Annotated in this window: 22 protein-coding genes, 2 tRNA genes and 2 pseudogenes; 19 read left to right on the top strand and 7 right to left on the bottom strand. The window is 58.5% G+C overall.

What is annotated here, in order from left to right; all coding sequences use genetic code 11:
* The first annotated feature begins 143 nt into the window (after positions 1-143).
* The 10 genes from infA to AA309_RS37125 all read left to right on the top strand — a co-directional run bounded on the left by infA (position 144) and on the right by AA309_RS37125 (position 5360).
* Positions 144-422: a translation initiation factor IF-1 gene (gene infA / locus AA309_RS00835; RefSeq protein ID WP_047187074.1), complete on the top strand. Its 279-nt coding sequence runs from the start codon at positions 144-146 to the stop codon at positions 420-422.
* Between the two features lie 42 nt (positions 423-464).
* A complete protein-coding gene (locus AA309_RS00830) occupies positions 465-728 on the top strand; it encodes a hypothetical protein (protein WP_047187073.1) in 264 nt (87 codons plus the stop codon).
* Positions 729-748: 20 nt separating this feature from the next.
* The gene (locus AA309_RS00825; protein WP_047187072.1) at positions 749-970 is read left to right on the top strand and encodes a hypothetical protein; all 222 of its coding nucleotides are present in this window, start codon (positions 749-751) and stop codon (positions 968-970) included.
* Between the two features lie 93 nt (positions 971-1063).
* Positions 1064-1978: a class I SAM-dependent methyltransferase gene (locus AA309_RS00820; protein ID WP_047187071.1), complete on the top strand. Its 915-nt coding sequence runs from the start codon at positions 1064-1066 to the stop codon at positions 1976-1978.
* Entirely contained in the window at positions 1975-2724 is a 750-nt protein-coding gene (locus tag AA309_RS00815) for a pseudouridine synthase (RefSeq protein ID WP_047187070.1), read from the top strand. The genes AA309_RS00820 and AA309_RS00815 overlap by 4 nt, the downstream gene beginning before the upstream one ends.
* A gap of 112 nt (positions 2725-2836) precedes the next feature.
* A complete protein-coding gene (locus tag AA309_RS00810; RefSeq protein ID WP_047187069.1) occupies positions 2837-3193 on the top strand; it encodes a hypothetical protein in 357 nt (118 codons plus the stop codon).
* A gap of 184 nt (positions 3194-3377) precedes the next feature.
* Positions 3378-4058, top strand: coding sequence for a TerC family protein (locus AA309_RS00805; RefSeq protein ID WP_047187068.1), 681 nt, complete (start codon positions 3378-3380; stop codon positions 4056-4058).
* A gap of 157 nt (positions 4059-4215) precedes the next feature.
* A tRNA-Arg gene (locus AA309_RS00800) sits at positions 4216-4292 on the top strand.
* A 695-nt stretch (positions 4293-4987) separates the two neighbouring features.
* Positions 4988-5203, top strand: a complete 216-nt coding sequence (locus AA309_RS37130; RefSeq protein ID WP_280136861.1) for a tyrosine-type recombinase/integrase — start codon at positions 4988-4990, stop codon at positions 5201-5203.
* The gene (locus AA309_RS37125) at positions 5181-5360 is read left to right on the top strand and encodes a site-specific integrase (RefSeq protein ID WP_280136860.1); all 180 of its coding nucleotides are present in this window, start codon (positions 5181-5183) and stop codon (positions 5358-5360) included. The genes AA309_RS37130 and AA309_RS37125 overlap by 23 nt, the downstream gene beginning before the upstream one ends.
* A 74-nt stretch (positions 5361-5434) precedes the next feature.
* Here AA309_RS37125 and AA309_RS33965 read toward each other — a convergent pair whose 3' ends face one another.
* Positions 5435-5722, bottom strand: coding sequence for a hypothetical protein (locus AA309_RS33965; RefSeq protein ID WP_150117345.1), 288 nt, complete (start codon positions 5720-5722; stop codon positions 5435-5437).
* Positions 5723-7285: 1563 nt separating this feature from the next.
* On the opposite strand from AA309_RS33965, the gene AA309_RS37545 reads away from it, so the two are divergent.
* Positions 7286-7480 carry a NepR family anti-sigma factor gene (locus AA309_RS37545; RefSeq protein WP_047187066.1) on the top strand — a complete coding sequence of 65 codons (195 nt, stop codon included), beginning with the start codon at positions 7286-7288 and terminating at the stop codon, positions 7478-7480.
* A gap of 260 nt (positions 7481-7740) precedes the next feature.
* On the opposite strand, the gene AA309_RS33955 is transcribed toward AA309_RS37545, so the two are convergent.
* Complete coding sequence (locus AA309_RS33955) at positions 7741-7956, bottom strand: DUF6894 family protein (RefSeq protein ID WP_150117343.1); 216 nt, start codon at positions 7954-7956, stop codon at positions 7741-7743.
* Between the two features lie 301 nt (positions 7957-8257).
* Here AA309_RS33955 and AA309_RS33950 point away from each other — a divergent pair, with 301 nt between their 5' ends.
* The 3 genes and pseudogenes from AA309_RS33950 to AA309_RS31565 all read left to right on the top strand — a co-directional run.
* Positions 8258-8653 carry a hypothetical protein gene (locus tag AA309_RS33950; RefSeq protein WP_210166506.1) on the top strand — a complete coding sequence of 132 codons (396 nt, stop codon included), beginning with the start codon at positions 8258-8260 and terminating at the stop codon, positions 8651-8653.
* 886 nt (positions 8654-9539) lie between these two features.
* Positions 9540-9941 carry a hypothetical protein gene (locus AA309_RS00775; protein WP_047187064.1) on the top strand — a complete coding sequence of 134 codons (402 nt, stop codon included), beginning with the start codon at positions 9540-9542 and terminating at the stop codon, positions 9939-9941.
* A gap of 313 nt (positions 9942-10254) precedes the next feature.
* Positions 10255-10578 (top strand): annotated as a pseudogene (locus AA309_RS31565) (RNase H family protein); the annotation flags it as partial.
* On the opposite strand, the gene AA309_RS00765 reads toward AA309_RS31565, so the two are convergent.
* Positions 10563-10955 carry a DNA-binding transcriptional response regulator gene (locus tag AA309_RS00765; protein ID WP_047187063.1) on the bottom strand — a complete coding sequence of 131 codons (393 nt, stop codon included), beginning with the start codon at positions 10953-10955 and terminating at the stop codon, positions 10563-10565. The pseudogene AA309_RS31565 and the gene AA309_RS00765 sit on opposite strands and share 16 nt — an antisense overlap.
* A gap of 333 nt (positions 10956-11288) precedes the next feature.
* On the opposite strand from AA309_RS00765, the pseudogene AA309_RS37540 reads away from it, so the two are divergent.
* The 4 genes and pseudogenes from AA309_RS37540 to AA309_RS31560 form a co-directional block, all read left to right on the top strand.
* Positions 11289-11378 (top strand): annotated as a pseudogene (locus AA309_RS37540) (hypothetical protein); the annotation flags it as partial.
* Between the two features lie 250 nt (positions 11379-11628).
* Positions 11629-11705 (top strand) — tRNA-Arg (locus tag AA309_RS00760).
* A gap of 184 nt (positions 11706-11889) precedes the next feature.
* Positions 11890-12207 (top strand): hypothetical protein, encoded by a 318-nt coding sequence (locus AA309_RS00755; RefSeq protein WP_047187062.1) that lies wholly within the window; start codon positions 11890-11892, stop codon positions 12205-12207.
* A 204-nt stretch (positions 12208-12411) separates the two neighbouring features.
* The gene (locus tag AA309_RS31560) at positions 12412-12846 is read left to right on the top strand and encodes a PilZ domain-containing protein (protein ID WP_052954411.1); all 435 of its coding nucleotides are present in this window, start codon (positions 12412-12414) and stop codon (positions 12844-12846) included.
* Positions 12847-12945: 99 nt separating this feature from the next.
* On the opposite strand, the gene iolB is transcribed toward AA309_RS31560, so the two are convergent.
* From iolB to AA309_RS00730, 4 genes are all read right to left on the bottom strand, one after another.
* Positions 12946-13749: a 5-deoxy-glucuronate isomerase gene (gene iolB, locus AA309_RS00745; protein WP_047187061.1), complete on the bottom strand. Its 804-nt coding sequence runs from the start codon at positions 13747-13749 to the stop codon at positions 12946-12948.
* A 12-nt stretch (positions 13750-13761) separates the two neighbouring features.
* Positions 13762-14646 (bottom strand): myo-inosose-2 dehydratase, encoded by an 885-nt coding sequence (gene iolE, locus AA309_RS00740; RefSeq protein WP_047187060.1) that lies wholly within the window; start codon positions 14644-14646, stop codon positions 13762-13764.
* A 23-nt stretch (positions 14647-14669) separates the two neighbouring features.
* Positions 14670-16517, bottom strand: coding sequence for a 3D-(3,5/4)-trihydroxycyclohexane-1,2-dione acylhydrolase (decyclizing) (gene iolD, locus AA309_RS00735; RefSeq protein ID WP_047187059.1), 1848 nt, complete (start codon positions 16515-16517; stop codon positions 14670-14672).
* A 100-nt stretch (positions 16518-16617) separates the two neighbouring features.
* Positions 16618-18531, bottom strand: a complete 1914-nt coding sequence (locus tag AA309_RS00730; protein ID WP_047187058.1) for a bifunctional 5-dehydro-2-deoxygluconokinase/5-dehydro-2-deoxyphosphogluconate aldolase — start codon at positions 18529-18531, stop codon at positions 16618-16620.
* A gap of 150 nt (positions 18532-18681) precedes the next feature.
* Between AA309_RS00730 and iolG the strand changes: the two genes are divergently transcribed.
* Positions 18682-19671 (top strand): inositol 2-dehydrogenase, encoded by a 990-nt coding sequence (iolG, locus tag AA309_RS00725; RefSeq protein ID WP_047187057.1) that lies wholly within the window; start codon positions 18682-18684, stop codon positions 19669-19671.
* Positions 19672-19769 lie beyond the last annotated feature (98 nt).

Below are 19769 nucleotides of genomic sequence, written 5' to 3'. Positions count from 1 at the left end.
CGCCGCTCCGGCAAGGTCGCCGTCAACAACATCCAGACGGCTTAAAAGCCCATCTCATCATCAGGCGGCGTGGCGTCCCACGCTGCCTGGCAAAGCCGCCCTTCGGGAGCGGCTTTTTTGTTTTCACATACAGGAATTTATCAATGGCCAAGGAAGAACTGATCACGTTCGAAGGCGAAGTCATCGAAATCCTGCCGGATGCCCGCTATCGCGTGAAGCTTGAGAGCGGTCACGAGATCGTCGCCTACACGGCTGGCAAGATGAAGAAGAACCGTATCAAGACGCTGGCTGGCGACCGCGTCACCGTCGAGATGTCGCCCTATGATCTCGACAAGGGCAGGCTCATCTTCCGCCACAAGGACAGTGGATCGGGCGCTCCCCGTCCGGCAGGTGCACGCCGTCCGCAATTTCGCCGCCGCTAAGCGGCGCTCCGGCTGAGGATGTCAGCCCAGCAAAGGTTCACGATGCCTGAAAAGACTTGGACGTTCGAGGCTGGCGACTTGGTGCCGGAATGGCTCATGCGCCAGACCAATTGCGTGCTGCGGTTCGGTCGCGACGCCATCGTCGTCGAGAGCAACAGCGAGTTCCAGATCTATCCCGCCAGTGCCATGGGGGCCGATGACACGATGGTGCTGGCCGAAATCATCGACCAGGACATCGACGCGGAAGTCGAGCACACCCTGCCGATCAGGGCTCACACTCTACCCAGGTCGATGTCTCTCAATTGACCGTCACACAGGAGGCTTTCATGAGCCACAAATACGCCTTGGGCCAGCTGGTCCACTCTGCTGGAACACGCTTCGCTGATCGGACGGACGGCGTTTACGAGATCGTCCGCCTCATGCCGGAAAGCACCAACGGCGAGTTCGGCTACAGAATCAGGCACACGACGACCGGCACTCAGCGCGCCGTCGGAGAATCAGAAATCCGGGCTGTTTCCGCCAGGCCGAAGCCTCTTTCGACACATTGAGGCGATGTTCCGGATACCGCCGATCCTTTGAGACTTACCTTCCAGGCCCTGGCATAATAAGAACACGGCTCGTTCAGCGTGGACCGAGCAGCTTTGCAAGACATCACATCAACTGGCGTCTATGGAACGCCACCGGCAGAACTGGCCGCAGCGCCGGCCGGCAGCACCCAGTTCTCGCCCCTGATCCCAGGCTCCGGAAAGCTGGAGGATCAGGCGGAAGGCTCCCTGACAGAAATCGTGGTGCTCGCTCCTCCCGGCACCGTGGAGCGGCGCTACGCCGTCGCTCTGGCCCTGAAGGCGCTGGTTCCTGGCGGCGTGCTCACGGTCCTTGCACCCAAGGACAAGGGCGGATCGCGTCTTGCCAAGGAGCTGAAGGGCTTTGGCTGCGCAGTGAACGAAACCTCCCGCCGCCACTATCGCATCTGCACCTGCGAGCGGCCCAGCCAACTCATCGGAATCGAGGAGGCTGTCGCCGAGGGTGCGCCGCGCTTCGACGCAGCGCTTCGGTTGTGGACCCAGCCCGGCGTGTTCAGCTGGAACCGCCTGGATCCCGGCAGCGCTCTTCTCAAGGAGAACTTGCCTTCTCTCAGTGGAAAGGGCGCGGATTTCGGCTGCGGTATTGGCATTCTTTCCCGCGCAATCCTCGCCTCTCCGAAGGTCGAGCATCTGGTGATGCTCGACATCGACCGTCGCGCCACCGAGATGGCCAGGCGCAATGTCGAGGACACCCGGGCCGATATCCGCTGGGGGGATGTGCGCAGTGGCGTGCGTCTCAGCGGCTTCGATTTCGTGGTGATGAACCCGCCTTTCCATGATGGCGGCGCCGAGGATCAGAGCTTGGGTCAGAGCTTCATCCGCAAGGCCGCCGAGGCCTTGCGTTCGGGCGGCGTGCTCTGGCTCGTCGCCAACCGCCACCTGCCCTACGAGGGCGTGCTGAAGCCTCTGTTCAAGCGCGTGACCTCAAAAATCGAGGCTGCCGGATACAAGATCTACGAGGCCCAGAAATGAGCAAGGCTCCTACGCTTCGTCTCGACCGGCTGCTCGCCAATATGGGCTATGGCTCGCGCCGCGAGGTGCAGCAACTCGTCCATGCCGGTCTCGTCACGCTCGATGGCGAGACCGTTGAGGATGCGGATGACCGGATCGTCGTGACCCGCGACCTCTCGGAGCGTATGTTCATCCGCGGCAAGCCGCTCGATCCGCCGCCCGGTCTCGCGCTGATGCTGCACAAGCCTCTCGGCGTGACCTGTTCGCACAAGGAGGCGGGGCCCATCGTCTATGGTCTGCTGCCCGAGCGCTGGCGCCGTCGCGATCCGGCGATCTCCACCATCGGCCGGCTCGACAAGGAAACCTCGGGCCTTCTGCTGATGACCGATGACGGCAATCTGCTGCACCGGATCATCTCGCCCCGCGCTAACATCTCCAAGCGCTACCACGTGACTCTCGATCGCCCATTGCGTGGTGACGAGGCGGAGATCTTCTCCGCCGGCACGCTGATGCTGGAGGGAGAGGACAAGCCGCTCCTGCCGGCCACGATGGAGGCGCTCTCGGGCACAAGCGCCTATCTCACGATTGCGGAGGGGCGCTATCACCAAGTCCGTCGCATGTTCGCGGCCGTCGGCAACCACGTGACGGCCCTGCATCGTGACAGGATCGGAGATCTGGCCCTGCCCGGGGATCTAGAGCCCGGCCAGTTTAGACTCCTGACCGAGGCCGATCTGGCGCTGATCCTGCCGCCAGCCAGAACCGCTTAAATCGCGACGGCTCGACGGCTCTGCCTTCAGAGATTGTCTTGGAGCCCTTAATCAGGTAGGGAAGAGATCAGACCGGAGACCTCAAGCACCCGTAGCTCAGCTGGATAGAGCGGTGGCCCGACCTCGCATTTTCCTCCTTCTCGTGCAGGCGCTGCTTGGATTGCTGTTCCTGGCGTGGCTTCCCGCCATCGGGGATGCGGGTCTTGAGAGCTCCTTCCCGTTCCAGCTCGAAGAAACCCTCTCGCTGTCGGATCCGCCCGACAACGGAGAGACGGACCCGGAGACTTGCCGGGATGGGCGGAGCGGCGGGGAGGGTGGCCCAGACGCTCTCATTCTGCCGAATATCCTCTGCCGTCCGATCCTTGGCGTGAACGGGCAGGGCATCCGCCAGGTCGTTCCAGACGCGGTCCTTCCAGCCCATCTTCTCGGAGCTCCGCACGCAACAGGCCCACCGGGACTCTGGCTCTGAGCCTATTCTGGAAGCAGCTTCGACGGCTTCCGGTCGATTGCCGCGCGCTTCTTGAAAGAAGCGCCCCTTTCTGTCTTTCAGGAACAGCTTTGAAGCACGGGCCAATCACTGCAGCCGGGTTCTTGCGGCCTGCAAGGAGCGCCAAGCACCCTGCCTTTCCTGAACATCAATCAAGTTCTCGAATATGGAAGCCTTTCTCCCTCAAATTCTCAAAGTTCTTGGGATCATCTGGATCAACGTCATCCTGTCTGGCGACAATGCCGTGGTCATCGCCCTGGCGTGCCGAGGCTTGCCACAGGACAAACGTCGGATCGGGATGATTCTTGGCGCAGGCGTGGCGGTTGCCCTGCGGATCGTCTTCACGGTTCTTGTCGCGGCGCTCCTGTCGACGCCCTTCCTCAAGATTGTGGGCGGCGCGCTTCTTCTTTGGATTGCCGTGAAGCTCCTTGCCGGCGACGACGAGGAAGGGTCGGTGAAGGAGACGGATCGCTTGTTGCACGCCGTATGGACAGTCGCGATCGCCGATGCCGTCATGAGCCTCGACAATGTTTTGGCGATTGCGGCTGTGGCACAGGATTCGACTTTCCTTCTCGTTCTGGGACTGGCGATTTCGATTCCGCTCATCGTGGCCGGTGCCGCCCTCATTATGACGCTTCTGGATCGCGTGCCCCTTCTGGTCTGGGCAGGAGCGGCTCTCCTAGGCTGGGTTGCCGGTGAGATGCTGATCTCGGACCCGTGGCTCATAGGTCAGCTTGGCCAGGAACTCGACCACAAGGCGGAGATTCCGAGCGCCATTGCAGGAGCCTTCCTGGTCCTGGCCCTGGGTTACGTCATACGGCAGCGGACTGCCACGGATGAAGCCTAGCGCCTGCAACGCCTTGCAGTCAGCCATAATGAGGCCTTGGCGCTCTTCACCCGCTGTGTGCCAAGGCCTGAGTCAGATCGGATATGTGGCCTATTCGTCAGAGGTTGTCTTGGAGACCCTAATCAGGTAGGGAAGAGATCAGGTCCAAAGCCTCGAAGCACCCGTAGCTCAGCTGGATAGAGCGTTGCCCTCCGAAGGCAAAGGTCACACGTTCGAATCGTGTCGGGTGCGCCAACTTAAACTCTTGTAGAGCAAGGGATTTGGCACAGAGGCTAAGCCTCCCAAACAGCCGAGGAACCCAATCCGTCACAGCCCTGTCGCAGCTGAACGGAAAACAACCTATGGCGACCATCCGCAAGCGCGGCTCTTCCTGGCAAGTGCAAGTACGCCGAGACGGCTTCCCGCCACTTACCAAATCCTTCTCAAATCGAGCTGACGCCGCAGAATGCGCGAGGGACAAAGAGAGGCAAATCGACCGAGCTGAGCTTCCAGTCACGATCCGGGACTTTAAGGGAATGACAGTGGCTGACCTTCTCAGGAGGTACGAACTTGAAGTCACCCCTAGGAAGCGGGGAGCCAAGTTTGAGCAATCGAGGCTTCGCCAGCTCCTTGGTCACGATATAGCTAACACCAGCCTTCACCATCTGTCGGGCGCATCAGTGACCCGCTATCGAGACGACCGCTTGAAGGCGGTTAAACCAGCGTCCGTACGACGAGAACTGATGATATTTCGCCATGTTTTTTGAGATTGCGCGAACTGAATGGAACGTCCCCATTTGGACCAATCCAGTCCACCAAATCAAGCTACCAAGCGACTCCAAGCCAAGAGAACGGCGTCTTGAGGAAGGCGACAATGCCCGACTGTCTGACGCCATTTAGGCTCAGCGTGGTATCTTCGCCCATTGATCGCCCTTGCTATTGAGACAGGGATGCGCCGGGGTGAACTTCCGTCGATCCGATGGAAGGATGTTGATCCGACTGCTCTCACCATCCGCATACTCAAGACCAAGAACGGCCATCCTCGGACGATCCCGCTGATACCCAAGGCGGTTGAGATGCTATCTCATTGGAGAGGAAGGATGAGCGGGTCTTTCCGGTTACACCCAATGCCGTGCGGCTGGCTTGGAAGACCTGAGGCTACATGACCCAAGGCATGAAGCTGTATCCCGGTTCTTTGAGTATGGCCTCACCGCACATGAGGTTGCTCTTGTCAGTGGTCATAGAGACCCAAGGATGTTGAGCCGATACACCCACCTCAGGCCGGAAAAAATGGCAGAGAAGTTGGCTAAAGCAGCAACCTGAGAAGGCGCGAAGAAAGGTCTGAGAGATTAGAATGTCGCCTCTCAGACCCTTTCAATAGCGCATGATGAAACAAGCTATTGGCGACAACGCCTCACACGGCGAGTAACTATGTCGCCGTCTTCATCCTCTTCACGAATGACCATGGTTCGGCAGCGATTTACACTTCCTGTCGCAAGATCATCCTCGTCGTACACACGACGGCGTTCAATATACCGACGTTCATAGCGGCGTTCATCAGGTCCAACCCGGATGCTCGGGCCTTCAGGTCCAATACCAAATTGGACTTGAGCGAATGAAGGCGTCGAAGTGACAATACCTGATCCAATCAACGCCGCCGTTAATAGCCAAGTTACCTTCTTCATCTTTCCGTGCCCTCGTAAATGACAGTTACGAGCCAACGCATTACTTTGCGTTACGTTTCATGGGTGAGTGAGGCAGAGCGGAAGAGCGTGCGGATGACAAAAGAAAAGCGCCCGTAAAGGCGCTCCCAAGTGGTCAGCCGTAGGGGCAAATCATGGCTGATAAGCAACAGTAAACGAAAACCAGCGAACCAGCACAGCCCTAAAGCGTTACTCCCTTTGGCTGCTGTTCGAACAGGAAGCAAATCAGATACCGATAGGCTTCCCGTGGGGGCGGCGGGCCAAGGGCCGCAGACCTGGATCAGAGTTCAGGCGCGGCCCTTTCTCATGTCTTGGTCTACTCTTGGGTGCCCCAAGAAAAGTGCCCGTGCCTCAGGTGCGCGTCCGCACATCAACACCGACGGGCGGTGATATCCTCAAAGCTGTTTCCTCCCCCTGTTTTACCACTGGCTCCTTCAGGCAAATCCTGCGGGAGCCATTTTTGTGGTCAGTGGGTAATGCCGAAGGTCGAACTTTCTCGCTGGCTGGGGAGCCTCGTGATAGTGCTCTTGGGTCCTTGGAGACGGTCGGGTATTCGACAGGCTGAAGAAGCGGGACTGCCCCAAAAGAAAGAGCCCCGGTTGGGGCTCAAGGCGGATTCTCCTCGCAAGTGATCGTGCTCGTAAGGAAGAACACTATCAAGAGTCCAAAGGGGGTAGAGCCATCAGAGGCTCAGTCAGAACAACTCCCTGTGCGTCTTCAGAATCACACAGAGTTTTTCGTGAACCAACTCAGGTAAATAAAGTATCCACCTCTGCATAGATGAATAACTACGTGAGAATATGTGCAGAGGTGGATAGGTAAATCATCATTAAATGTCTTGCCAAGCTAACGCAAATCATGGCTCGATTATGGCATCGTTAATCAACCGCCGCATAACAGCTATGGGATCATATCATGGAATTCACGATTAGCGTTCGCTCGTTCTCTTTCACCTTCGACAGGCTAGGTCTTCCCGCTGGATGGAAGAACTCTTGGCAATGCTCTTGGGTGCCTGAAGATAGCTGGATCTTCGATAGGCCGGAGAAGCAGGGGGAAAGCCACGCCTTGGTATGAAGACATGTCCGACGAGGTACGAGCGAAGGTACACGAACAAGCTGAATAGGTCCGTGGAAACTGTAACGACCAGGGTTTCGGCTGAAGGTCGTCATGCCGGACGGGACTTTAGATGGAAATGGCACCGTTTCACAGTAAAGGCTTCTGCAAGGCCGCCGATCTCCCAGAGGCACTCACTGCTGTGCTGGCTGGGAACACCAAGAACAAGTTTTTTAGCCCTGTTTTTGAAGATACCCCTGCTACCCGGGGGTGTGCCTGGGTGACTGGAGTCCTAGGCTCCGGTGAGACCCGATCCCGCCTTTGTCGATCCTATGATGGTGTCGTCGCAAGGGTCAGTGGTACATGGTATCGACATGGACCAACTTATGTTAACGCCACGCTGAAACCTCAATTATTTCCAGGGGTTCTCCTCCCCAACGACAATCAAGATCACGCCGAACCTGTGAGCCGGTTCAGCGGAGGTGAGGAGTCATGCTGATCAAGGACGAGCATCAGTGGCGAGGAGACCAAGGGAGCCTGTTGAACCTCAGCTTCTGGGATCTGAAGATGCGAGCCCAACTTGGCAGGGATCTGCGATCACAGTACGAAAGATGGATGAAGGAGCCCCTACCAGAGCGTCTCGCCACACTCTTGGGGCAGTTGGAGCAGCGGGAACGAGGCGAGTAGCTCGAAGTTCGACCATGAGCCTCATAGGTCCGCATACCTTTGGCCGGTGGCAGCCGATTGAAACGGCTCCTCGGGATGGCTCGCCTGTCCTGATCTACACCGCATGGTCAGACCGCACCGTGGGCTGTTGGTCTCCTCATCGAGGGATCTGGGTCGATCAAAGCCACGGAGTGGTGGTGGCGACCCACTGGATGCCATTGCCAGATCCACCGGAGGAAACAGCCTGATCCTTGTGTCGACGGCTGACATATCCTTCGAACTCAGAGCGCCGTGACGTGGATGAGCTGATCACCTTCACTCGCGACCGCAACAGTCCAACAACAGCCATGCTTGCTTTCATGAAGCAGACCACCGCGAAGTTCGGCCGCAGCTTTATCCGCTGCGCCTAGGGCCGTCATGGCATCGGGCAGATCAACCCCTTCCTGATCCCAGATAAACTGACCCTTGGATCGTAGGTGGAAGAAATAGCGGGGCATTTCATTCCCCTGTTGTTGAAGCCGAGGTGAGGATAATTAGGGCCTGCAACTTCCAGACCCCACTACTTGTTCAGCAAGCAGTAAAAAGTTCTGGCGGCTTCACTATCGAGGACAGGCTGAGCAATGGCCCAATGATCGGTTCAGCCGGTGGCGAGACAAAGGGCCAGCCAGCATCAATCCGACCTTAGGCTCGGTAAGTTCTTCCGTCGTACCTCAACGCAGCTACCCAACGTCTTAGGCTAGAGACATAGATAGACCGCCTGCCAGTCTTAATCCGGCCAAGGTTGGGGGGTGCTGTGGGGTGACTGTTCACAAACCCATGATGGCTCTGATGCAGGCAAGTGATCCCTTTCCGTTAGAGCGTTGTTCCGGTCGCTTGAGGTCAGCAATCCTCGCCGAGTTTCAAGGACGTTGTCCGGCCCTTCAGGAAGTGTTCAGCATCCCAGCGAAAGAGTGGCTCACAGTTCCGGGCATGGGTCAAACCCTGCTCATGGAATTGGAGGCTGTTATGAAGGGACGTCAAGCTAAGATGAAGGATCATGTCTCTGCGAGACTGACCGAGGCACAATTGCTTGACCGCCTTGAACGTTTGCAACGTGAACTGAATCGCGTTCGCCATGATTTTCTCGTTCTCATGAATGAGCGTCGGCGTAGGGACGGCAGAGACGCCAGCCCTGATGGTTCAGACCTACACTGACCACAATGCTAACCAAGCAGCTAAGGCATTGGCTAAGTCCGTGCTATTTCGTCCACCATCAGAGCAAAGCCCATTTGCTGAACATGGGTGAGTAAGACTGCTCTACTAGCTCAGACCTGAGCTGACCCTAGTGTTGACCGGATGAGGCTGAGGTTTAGTCCTCTGCTGAGCCAAGGGGTTTTTGGCTACCACAAGAATAGTCAAAGCTACTGAATCTCACCGAGTATGACTTCATCATCACGTCAGATATACCCAATCTGTTGTGTTTACCTGATACAGGTCGGCTAACACCAAGGCTGACTAATTGGTCTGACACTCAGGCTCAACCTTTTTGAATACCAACAGCATGGCACTTCACTGAGCTGACTCAACTTAACTGAGATAGACCCTGAGTGAGGCAGCAGGCTTAAGGATCATTGGTCCATATTTGAAGACATCAAACTTGGACTGAATGGTTATAGGTCCTTGTGTCACAAGATTTTTTCTGACCGACCCTTAAAAGAAGAAGTAAGGATACTAAGAGGCATAACCTCTCGCTAGACACTTACATCTTCAACACCCCCTAACCCAATAGTCAGTCGGACCCCAGTCTTGGACACGGCTCTCCTTCTTCGAGAAGCAGGGGTAACGGACAATACACTCATCACGCTGAGCCCAGACGGATCGGATCAAGTCGGTATGATCTACTTCATCCCGTCCGCAATTAGCGGAGTGATACAAGAACTCTCTGAGGCTTGAGAACATACTATCCGGGACTACCCCACCACTGACAGGCTGAACGCCGCCCTTACCCTCCGCCTCACCCACTACAAGCACATTCTATGAGCCAGTGATCCTCGTTGGACCTGGCTCTTTCCTTTTCCAAACCCAATCAATTGAGAACTTAATGAACATTGCCATCCGTCCATTGGGCCGGGGGCGCTTTGCTGCATCCCTGGGTCAACGACTGCTCTGCAAGAGCAAGACGCCATTCTCTACCGCTGCTCGTATCCTGCAAGCCGAGGGTGTACCCGACGATACTCCAATCACCATGAGCCATGAAGGCTCATCGGCGGTCGCCATGTGGTCTACTGTGAGTGAAGCCGCAGGCAAGATAGTTCATGAAACTGATGAGGAAGGTCCGAAACTCAAACGCTACCGTTCTATGTCAAACCAAATGCCTCGTCAGCGGGTGAGGCATGACGCAAGGACACCCAACATGAAGAGAGAAGCACCGAGGGCTGGCCAAGTGCCGATCCAGCTTTCTTTCTTCCAGCCTCACCTATTTGGCGATCACGCGCCTCACTGATGCTTATCCCCTCAGAAGCCAATCAACGCAACTGAGGGGATTGCTGCCCTATCCGTTTGTGAGGGTATTTATCGACCTTAGTTCAAGCCTTACTGACCCACAAAGGCTGAAGCCAGGATCGTCGTTGCGTATGCCGACATGACAAAGAATGGACCAAGCACAGAAGCCGATACAAGCAGGACAAGCGAGTTCTTGAGGGTACGCATTGTGAGGCTCCGTTGACGTTCAGCCTCGAACCTGACTCCATAATGCTAACCAAGAGTTAACCTTGGCTTTAACAGTCGCTGGTCGAAGATAACCGGAATGGCTTCCCGGCTGGAAGAAAAGAGGATGGCGAACGGCAGCGGGTGAGCCTGTGAAGAACCAGCAGCTATGGGAGGCGCTTGATAGGCTCAACTCTGATCGCAGTATCACTTGGCAATGGGTCAAGGGTCACGCCGGACATGAGCAGAACGAACGTGTTGACGGGCTTGCTAACGCTGAGGCTCAGAAGGCGGCTGATACTCTTAGGCAAGCTGAAAGAGTGAGGCAACGGCTTGCCCGCTGTTTAACGATTACCCTTCCGGAAGCTAATTACGGCAACCGGGAGGGTTTGCTGATCTGTGAGTTTGTCAGTGTATTTTATTGGATCGCCTGACGAGTGGCCTTCTCAGCCTCTATCAACACCTCAAGAGCCATCCAAGGTTTGAGCATAAACCGCACATTCCGCAGGGTTTTGTGTAAGTCCTCTTCCAGAGGCTCACCCGATGTAAGGACTGTTCTAATCCTAGGCCATCTCAGCCTAGCTGTTCGCGCGAGGTCCACACCACTGATTAAGCGAGAACCTTTTGCCTCAGCAAAAAGAAACGCAACCTTCCCTCCATTGAAGTTCAGATAGCACAGAGCCTCTTCACAACAGGATACTTCGACAACATTCAGGTCAGTCTCTTCCAAAAGCTTCACTGCTAGTGTTCTAAGCTCCACATCATCCTCGACGATTAATGCTACGCAATTGGATCCGATCTTTCGTCCCATCGTATGGGCCTCCCTTGTCGTGAAAAGGAGTTGCGCGTTTCTCGTTGTCGAAGTTCACCAACCGGCACTGATACAGCCAGACACTCAGCATGAGTTGGAGCCGCCTACCGATGGACGGACACAGATGTTTCACCTTCATAACAAGAAGCGCCAGCGGCCGTTGGCATGATCATCCTTAGACGTACCGGGTATGGGTAGCTCAGTCGCCGTAGGTTGGAGCCTTATGATCTGACGCCTTGATCTACCCCGTCGTCGATCCTTTAAACCGCAACCATGTAAACAAAGCACGTAGTGACCTACCTAAGCTGAGCTACAGTTTTCACCGTTGGCTTAGCCCCGGCTTACAAGGATCAACCGGGCTACTGGCCGCAGCATGACCGGGATAACGATGGTTGGGCGTATGAGCCGTATCCACGTCGCTGATAGCCTCAAACCACAGCCGAGAGCCAATGAAGTTTTGCTGCAAAAGTCTCTGAGCCGATCGCTCGACCCTTGTTTAGCTCCGTTTCCCCCGTTGGGGTGGTCCTCGGCTTGTCACAGTGGTTGTCACAGTGAGTGTGACAAACTGGTTGAACAGATCGCTACAAGTCCCTTGCTAAGCTCGTAAAGGCTGTTAGGCTGGTCACTGTAACTGATTGGATTCACTGGCTGTTTCACTGGCCCACCGCCACAAGCACCCGTAGCTCAGCTGGATAGAGCGTTGCCCTCCGAAGGCAAAGGTCACACGTTCGAATCGTGTCGGGTGCGCCATTCCCTTTGGGCATCTCCCGGGACAACCCACGCTCCTCAACGGGGATAACTCCTCCTGGCAGAATGACGTTTTCTTCTATCCTGAAAAGCGCAAGGACCTTGAGAAGTAGCTCGCAGGAGCCTCCGAGAGGGGAGCAACAAGTTCGCGAAAAAAGGTTTATGCTCCTGACTTGGGAGCATAGAGATGCGTGTCGTAGCCCTGTTTATTCTTGGTCTTGCGAGCCTCGTTTCGGGAGGAGTTTCCGCTCAGGATTGGACGTCCCTGTCGATGATTGAGCCTAGCCAGGATGCCCGCTGGAACGCCTGCTATAAGGAAACGAGGCTGATCTATCGGACCCGCAACATGTCCGAGCAGCAGTATCGGGCTATCATCAAAGACGCCCGCAGGGTTCACATGCGGGATTGCATGGCACGGGCAGTGCCTCCCCGCCCCATGACCACACCGGATGCTGACGAAAAGAAGCTCCCCTCGAGCATTGCCGGCTGGGCAGCCAACCCTTAAGCGCAATTTTGCAAGGCATTTTTGAAATATTGCCACGCCAAGTTGTCAAAATTGGCGTTACGAAATTACCATAAGTGCCGTGCTCTAAGGCAGCCTTTCAAGAACGGCGATCCGAAGAGCTCGGCCAAACGGCCTAGAAGATGTGGCCGACTAGGTTCGTCCTGCCTTTTGTTGCCATATGGCGGGACATCTAAAGGGGGGGTTATGAATCCGGTTGAGCAGCGTCGCGCCAGTCAGCGCTCGCGCACTCTTCTTGAGGGGCATATTGTCTACAACAATCGCCTCTCCCGAATGGAATGCACCGTGCGAGATCTCTCCGAGACCGGCGCGCGGCTCGTATTCGCTCAACCTGTCAAAGTCCCTGCGGAATTCGAGCTGCAGATCCCGAAAAAGAAGCTCACCCGGCGTGCCCAGGTCATGTGGTACGACGGGCAGAACCACGGCGTCATGTTCCTCGACGATGACGAGGGAGTGGCCAGCCGCGTGCCTCCTCATGTGCAGGACGATGCCGGGGCGTTGTCTCTCGGCCGCGAGGCCTCGAGCGTGCCGGAAATTCTGGATGAGGCTCGCTACCGGATCGCGCGGCTTCTCGGTGTGTCCGTCGATGTGATCCAGTTGAGAGTCGAGATCGAGCGCTAGAGTCGTTTCTCCTTCTGTGGAAACGACTCTTTTCTTTGGCGCAGAGCATTTTTAACGGTGAACCGGACCCACTTCGCCGAGAAACGCTCTCACGGCTGCTTAGGCCGTCTTCAGCATCCATTCGTGATCGGGATCGTTGTAGAATTTCCAGATCCGCCTCGGGCCCGCCATCACGTTCAGGTAATAGAGTTCATAGCCGTGCGGCGCCCCGACAGGGTGATAGCCCTTCGGCACCAGCACCACGTCGCCGTTGCTGGCGGCCAGTGTCTCGTCGAGCAAGCGGTCATCCGTATAGACCCGCTGCAGCGCAAAGCCCGTAGGCGGGTTGAGCCGGTGGTAGTAGGTCTCTTCCAAGAGTGACTCGTGGGGCAGCATGTCCCGGTCGTGCTTGTGGGGCGGATAGCTCGACCAATGGCCGGACGGTGTGATCACCTCCACCACGAGCAGGCTTTCTGCAGGCTCAGTCTCGGGCAGAATATTGCGCACATGGCGCGTGTTGGTGCCCTTGCCACGTGTTTCCTGTCCCACCTGATCGGGGCGGATCACACGCGCCGGAAGCTTTCCTTCGGCTGGTGCGGTGCAGACAGCGATCTCGCAATCGGTCTCGGCCCTGAGCGACCACTCGGAATGAGCGGGCGCGTAGAGTGACCACGGATCCGGCTCGAACGGCGAGGAGCGCCCGCCGATCACGCCGAAATCCTGGTCCGCTGCACCCACATGCGCCTTACCCGAGAGCATGACGATGCAGGCTTCCCGATTACCCGTCGTCTGCTTCAAGCTCTGACCGCTTTTGAGCTGGTAGACCTCGAAACCCACATAGGTCCAACCGGCCGATTCCGGTGTGATGGCGTGGATACGCCCAGATGAATCGGGCTTCGACGGTTTGACGAGAAGCTTCGACATCGTGAGCTCTCCTTAACGCAGGCCAGCTTCCTTCAGGAAGCGAGTGAGATTGGCATAACCCATCTTGGCATAGGTCAGCGGATGAGCCTTCTTGGGATCCTGCTCCGCCTCGATCACCACCCAGCCATTATAGCCCGGCAGCTCCTTGAACACGGAGATGAAATCCACCATGCCGTCGCCAGGCACCGTGTAAACGCCCTCGATGACGGAATCGAGGAAGCTCCAGTTCTCCGCACGCGACCTTTCCATCACGCTTTTCCGCACATCCTTCGTGTGCACGTGGCTGATGCGGCTGCGATAGCGGCGGGCGAGCGCCGCCGGATCCGCACCGCCCCAGGTGGCGTGGCCGGTGTCGAGCAGCAGGTGAACCGCTTCGCCCGTGGCATTCATGAAGGCGTCGATGTCGGCCTCCGATTCAACGATGGTGCCCATGTGGTGGTGATAGACGAGGCGCACGCCCTCCTGCAGTGTCCGCTCCGCGACCTGTGTAATGCGGCGGCCGAATTCGGCCCAATCCCCGGCGTGCATCACGGGACGATGCGAGAGAGGCTTGGAGCGATCACCGTGAATGGCGTTCGAGGTCTCGGCGAACACAAGCACGTTCGAGTCCATGCTTTTAAGAAGGTCGAGATGCGGGCGCAGTGCCTTCATCTCCGTATCCGCATCGCGGTTGAGCAACTCGGCGGAATACCAGCCTGACACGCAGGCGAGACCAAAGGGCGCGAGCGCCTTTTTCAGCGCTTCCGGCTCACGCGGGAACTTGTTGCCGAGCTCCATGCCCTCGAAGCCTGCTTCCTTGGCCTCTGCCAGGCAGACCTCCAGCGGAGTCTCGCCGCCGAGCTCCGGCATGTCGTCGTTGGACCAGCCGATGGGGTTCGCCCCGATGCGGATCGTCATATTCTTCCGTCCTTCTGTTCTAATCAATCGCCCACGCGCTGCGAAGCGAGAGCTGTTTCGTAATCTTTTCGCGCCGTCTTCACCTGCTCGCGTGACGACACTTCCGGCACCGCCACATCCCACCAGTGGCCGCCTTCGTCTGTGGAGATGAGCGGATCGGTGTCGATGACGATCACGGTGCTGCGATCCGCAGAGCGTGCTTTCTTCAGGGCGTCCTCGAGTTCGGCAATGCTCTTCACCTTCAGCGACTGCGCGCCGAGACTCGCGGCATGAGCGGCGAAGTCGATGTCGGGCAGGGTCACGTGGTTCGTGTGCTGCAACAGATTATTGAAGCTTTCGCCGCCCGTTGCGCGCTGCAGACGGTTGATGCAGCCATAGCCGCGATTGTCGAGCAGAACCACGATGAGCTTCTGGTCGAGCATCACGGAGGAGGCGAGTTCCGAATTCATCATGAGATAGGAGCCGTCGCCTACCATCACGATCACCTCGCGTGTGGGATCGGCCATCTTCACGCCGAGGCCGCCCGCAATCTCGTAGCCCATGCAGGAATAGCCGTATTCCATGTGGTAGCCGAGCGCGCTGCTCGCCTTCCAATGCTTGTGCAACTCACCTGGAAGACCGCCAGCGGCGCAGACCACGACATCGGTAGGGGAGGAGGTGCGCTGCACCGCGCCGATCACCTGCGCGTCGGAGGGAAGCTCCACATTGGTCGGGTCGGTGAAGCGGGCAGAAGATTCGAACCAGCGGGTTTTTTCCTCGCGGCCCTTCGCAACCCAAGCCTCCGGCGCCTTCCAGCTGCCGAGCGCTTGGCTCAACTCGTCAAGACCCACACGCGCATCGGCAACGACGGGCAGTGCATTGTGCTTCGTGGCATCGAACGCCTGCACGTTGAGGCCGACGATGCGGCGGTTCGGGTTCTTGAACAATGCCCAGGAACCGGTGGTGAAATCCTGCAGGCGCGTGCCCACCGCAATCACCACATCGGCCTCTTCGGCGAGCGCATTCGCAGCGCCTGTGCCGGTCACGCCAACCGAGCCGAGATTGGCCTGATGATCATGAGGGAGACTGGACTTTCCGGCCTGCGTCTCACCGACGAAGAGGTCGTGCCTTTGTGCGAATTCTGCAAGCACCTTCTCGGCACCGGAATAGAGCACGCCGCCGCCCGCCACGATGAAGGGCTTTCTTGCGCTGCGGATGAGATTCGCGGCTTCAGCGAGCTCCGACTCATCAGGGCGGATGCGGCGTGGTGTCCAGACTTTCTCCGCGAAGAAGCTCTCCGGATAGTCGTAGGCTTCCGCCTGCGTGTCCTGGCAGAGCGCGAGCGTCACCGGCCCGCAATCGGCCGGATCAGTGAGGACCGCCATCGCGCGCTGGAGCGCGGGAATGATCTGCTCAGGGCGTGTCATGCGGTCGAAGTATCGGGAGACGGGCTTGAAGCAGTCGTTGGCCGAGACCGTACCGTCCGAAAAACTCTCGACCTGCTGCAACACCGGATCGGGCTTGCGGTTGGCGAACACGTCACCGGGGAGAAGCAGAACGGGAAGGCGGTTGACATGCGCGACGGCGGCGGCGGTCACCATGTTGGTCGCGCCGGGGCCGATGGAGGTGGTGCAGGCCATCATGCGCCTGCGACGCGAGGCTTTCGCGAAGGCAATCGCCGCATGGGCCATGCCCTGCTCATTGTGCGCGCGGAAGGTGGGGAGCTTGTCGCGCACGCCGTGCAGCGCCTCGCCCATGCCCGCCACGTTGCCGTGGCCGAAGATGGCCCAGACGCCGCCGAACAGAGGCAGGATTTGTTCGCCGATTTCCGTCTTCTGCGCGGTGAGGAACCGGGCGATGGCTTGCGCCATGGTGAGGCGGATCGTGCTCATGGTCGTTTCTCTCAAAATGCGCCGAGTGACGTCGGCAGCGTTCTCAAGCTTTTATTCCAGGAGGAAGAGGATGGAGCCAATGTTGACTCAGCCCTTGGTCTTAAGCAGCTTTCGCTCGGCCGGACACGCGCTGCCAGGCATCGACGAGACGCTGGAATCGGCCTGCCATATCGGCAATGGCGGCTTCGTCCGAGACCTCGCCCTTCAGCCAGCGACGCGCGGCATCGTTGAAGATGGTGCGGCCCACCGCGAAACCTTTCACCTGAGGCTCGCTGGCCGCAGCGGCGAAGGCGGCTTCAAGCTCATCCTCCGGTGCTTCGAGGCCGAGCAGCACGATGCCGCGGCAATAAGGATCATTCTTCGTGATCACCGCGCCGATGGCTTTCCAGGCAGCCTTATCCTGCTGCGGTTCGAGCTTCCACCAGTCGGGCTTGATGCCGAGATCGTAGAGATGCTGAACGATGCTAGAGACCGTATCGGCCATCAGCGCGCCGTGCTTGCCCGCGATGATCTCGATCAGGAGTTCGCGGCCGATGCGGCGCGCGGCATCGTGGATGCGCATCAGTTCGCGTTCTTGGTGCGCTTTAAGCTCCGGCGGATCGTCGGGATGATAGAAACACAAGCATTTGACGGTGTGGCCCACGGGCCATTCCACGAGCTTCGCGCCGATGCTGCCGCCGTCTTCGAAATCGAGCGGACGCGAGCCGGGCAGCTCGACAGGACGACCGATCCAGAACGGATGGTCGGCTGCGCGGAACAAAGCTTCACGGCCATAGGTGCCGTCGATCAGCATGCCGAAGCCGGGACGGCCATTCGCCACTTTGGCGGCCGCCTGCACGGCAAGGACCTTGAAGTCGGGAATACGCTCGGTCGAAGCGCCTACTTCCTTTGCCATCGCTTCCAGCTGCATGCGGTGATCGATGGCGAACGCCATGAGCGTGTCGGATCGAGGCCGGCGGGTGGTCGCCCAATGGATGTGGTTGATTGTTTCGTCGAAGCGAAGAGCCTTGTGACGACTTCCCTCTTTGAGGAAATGCTGCAACTCGGGGAAGGTCGGAATCTCGGGCGAGCAGAGGAGACGCGACACGGCGAAGGCGCCGCTCGCATTGGCATAGGCACAGCAGGTTTCGAGCCTCTCATCCCGCAGCCAGCCGCGTAAGAAGCCGGAGAGAAAGGCATCGCCTGCGCCCAGCACATTGTAGACCTCGACCGGAAAGCCGGGGCCCTTTATGCCGTCATCGAGCGAGGTAGGAATGTCACCGGGGAACACCACGCAGCCCATGGGGCCGCGCTTGCAAACAATGGTGGCTTTCGAGATCGAACGGATGGCGCGGATCGCCGCAAGCGTGTCCTCCGAGCCGCCCGCGATGTGAAGTTCCTCTTCCGTGCCGACGATGAGATCGCAATCGGCGAGGATGGGCTTCAGGTGTTCGGTGACACTGTCCGAGCGCACGTAACGCGACTCGCCGGCGCCATGGCCGAGGAGGCCCCAGAGATTGGGGCGATAATCCACATCGAAGACCACCTTCCGGCCATTCGCCTTCGCAATGCGGATGGCCTTCTTCTGCGCGGCGGCGGTGCTTTCACGGGAGAAATGCGTGCCGGTGACGACGATTGCCGAGGCAGAGGCAATGAAGCTCTCGCCGATATCATCTTCGGTGAGCGCCATGTCGGCGCAATCGGCACGATAGAAGATGAGGGGAAAGGAGTCCTCGTCCCGCACGCCGAGGATCACGAGAGCGGTGAGGCGTTGCTTATCCGTGATGATGCCTTGGGTGGAAACGCCTTCGCGCTCCATCTGCTCGCGGATGAAGCGTCCCATGGCCTCGTCGCCCACACGTGTGACGAGGCCCGATTTCAGGCCGAGACGCGCCGTACCGATGGCAATGTTCGCAGGACACCCGCCAACCGCCTTCGAGAAGGAGGCCATATCCTCCAGCCGCCCACCCACCTGCTGACCGTAGAGATCGACCGAGGCGCGGCCAATGGTGATCACATCCAGGGCTGGCTCCATGCTATTCCTCCCGCGGCCGGTCTTCTCGAGAGACCGTGTCTGGGCCGTCTCCTGGCCCTTGCAGTTATAGAACGTTTATTCTATTAGCATTTAATACTGGAATTTCAATTCTAAATTTCTCAATAGCCGGCAAAACACTTCGGAGGAAGCATGATCAGGATCGCCGTTCTGGGCGCTGGCCGCATCGGTCGTATTCACGGGCGCAACGGCGCCAACCATCCCGACGCCCGCCTCGTGGCGGTCGCCGATCCGCATGCTCCCGCCGCCGAAGCTCTGGCGGCGGAGACAGGCGCCGAGGTCGCGCCCCTCGACTCCATCGTCGAGCGCTCCGATGTGGACGCCATTCTCATCTGCACGCCGACCACGACCCATGCCGATCTCATCGAGCGCGGCGCGAAGGCCGGGAAGGCCGTGTTCTGCGAAAAGCCGGTGGATCTTTCGAGCGCCCGCATCGAGAACTGCCTTGCAACCGTCGAGAAGGCCGGCACGCCGCTGATGATCGGCTTCAATCGCCGCTTCGACCCGAACTTCGCCTCCTTGCGCCGTCGTCTCGCGGACGGCGAGGCGGGGGAGGTGGAACTCGTGACGATCCTTTCCCGCGATCCTGGCCCGCCGCCGGTGAGCTACATCAAGACGTCCGGCGGGCTGTTCCGGGACATGATGATCCATGATCTCGACATGGCGCGCTTCCTGCTGCTCGGCGACGAGCCGGTGGAAGTGCACGCGGTCGGCTCTTCCCTCGTGGATCCGGCCATCGGCGAGGCGGGCGACGTGGACACGGCTGCCGTGATGCTGAAGACCGCCAAGGGCCGCATCGTGCAGATCTCGAACTCCCGTCGCGCCACTTACGGCTACGATCAGCGGATCGAGGTCCATGGCTCGAAGGGCATGATTCGCGCGGGCAACATCCACCGCACCACGGTGGAAGTGGCAAACGCTTCCGGCATCACCGCCGATCCGGTGCAGGACTTCTTCCTGGAGCGTTATGCGGAGGCCTACCGTGACGAGCTCACCACGTTCCTGAACGCGATCCGCGACGGCAAGCCGTGCAATCCCACGGGGCGCGACGGCCTCATGGCCCAACGCCTGGCCGACGCGGCGACGGAATCGGCGCAAACCGGAAAGCCGGTGAGGGTTTGATGCCAGGCGGCATCCCGGGCTGCGAAGCAAAACCCGGGATCGTTTTCGGAACCTGGCACTGTCATCCCCGGACTTGTTCCGGGGATCCACGTTTCCCA

Source organism: Microvirga vignae, assembly GCF_001017175.1.
GTDB lineage: Bacteria > Pseudomonadota > Alphaproteobacteria > Rhizobiales > Beijerinckiaceae > Microvirga > Microvirga vignae.
The sequence above is the reverse complement of the archived record's forward strand: the minus strand, read 5'-3'. Positions and strand labels throughout refer to the sequence as shown.

What these genes read in the sequence shown, in the direction of transcription:
- AA309_RS00805 (WP_047187068.1), top strand. Translation starts at nt 3,378, where the DNA reads ATGGAAGCCTTTCTCCCTCAAATTCTCAAAGTTCTTGGGATCATCTGG.
- AA309_RS37545 (WP_047187066.1), top strand. Translation starts at nt 7,286, where the DNA reads ATGCTGATCAAGGACGAGCATCAGTGGCGAGGAGACCAAGGGAGCCTG.
- AA309_RS00765 (WP_047187063.1), bottom strand. Translation starts at nt 10,955, where the DNA reads ATGGGACGAAAGATCGGATCCAATTGCGTAGCATTAATCGTCGAGGAT.
- AA309_RS00775 (WP_047187064.1), top strand. Translation starts at nt 9,540, where the DNA reads ATGAACATTGCCATCCGTCCATTGGGCCGGGGGCGCTTTGCTGCATCC.
- AA309_RS00815 (WP_047187070.1), top strand. Translation starts at nt 1,975, where the DNA reads ATGAGCAAGGCTCCTACGCTTCGTCTCGACCGGCTGCTCGCCAATATG.
- AA309_RS00825 (WP_047187072.1), top strand. Translation starts at nt 749, where the DNA reads ATGAGCCACAAATACGCCTTGGGCCAGCTGGTCCACTCTGCTGGAACA.
- iolE (WP_047187060.1), bottom strand. Translation starts at nt 14,646, where the DNA reads ATGACGATCCGCATCGGGGCGAACCCCATCGGCTGGTCCAACGACGAC.
- infA (WP_047187074.1), top strand. Translation starts at nt 144, where the DNA reads ATGGCCAAGGAAGAACTGATCACGTTCGAAGGCGAAGTCATCGAAATC.
- iolG (WP_047187057.1), top strand. Translation starts at nt 18,682, where the DNA reads ATGATCAGGATCGCCGTTCTGGGCGCTGGCCGCATCGGTCGTATTCAC.
- AA309_RS00730 (WP_047187058.1), bottom strand. Translation starts at nt 18,531, where the DNA reads ATGGAGCCAGCCCTGGATGTGATCACCATTGGCCGCGCCTCGGTCGAT.
- iolB (WP_047187061.1), bottom strand. Translation starts at nt 13,749, where the DNA reads ATGTCGAAGCTTCTCGTCAAACCGTCGAAGCCCGATTCATCTGGGCGT.
- iolD (WP_047187059.1), bottom strand. Translation starts at nt 16,517, where the DNA reads ATGAGCACGATCCGCCTCACCATGGCGCAAGCCATCGCCCGGTTCCTC.
- AA309_RS33965 (WP_150117345.1), bottom strand. Translation starts at nt 5,722, where the DNA reads ATGAAGAAGGTAACTTGGCTATTAACGGCGGCGTTGATTGGATCAGGT.
- AA309_RS00830 (WP_047187073.1), top strand. Translation starts at nt 465, where the DNA reads ATGCCTGAAAAGACTTGGACGTTCGAGGCTGGCGACTTGGTGCCGGAA.
- AA309_RS37130 (WP_280136861.1), top strand. Translation starts at nt 4,988, where the DNA reads ATGCGCCGGGGTGAACTTCCGTCGATCCGATGGAAGGATGTTGATCCG.
- AA309_RS31560 (WP_052954411.1), top strand. Translation starts at nt 12,412, where the DNA reads ATGAATCCGGTTGAGCAGCGTCGCGCCAGTCAGCGCTCGCGCACTCTT.
- AA309_RS33955 (WP_150117343.1), bottom strand. Translation starts at nt 7,956, where the DNA reads ATGCCCCGCTATTTCTTCCACCTACGATCCAAGGGTCAGTTTATCTGG.
- AA309_RS00755 (WP_047187062.1), top strand. Translation starts at nt 11,890, where the DNA reads ATGCGTGTCGTAGCCCTGTTTATTCTTGGTCTTGCGAGCCTCGTTTCG.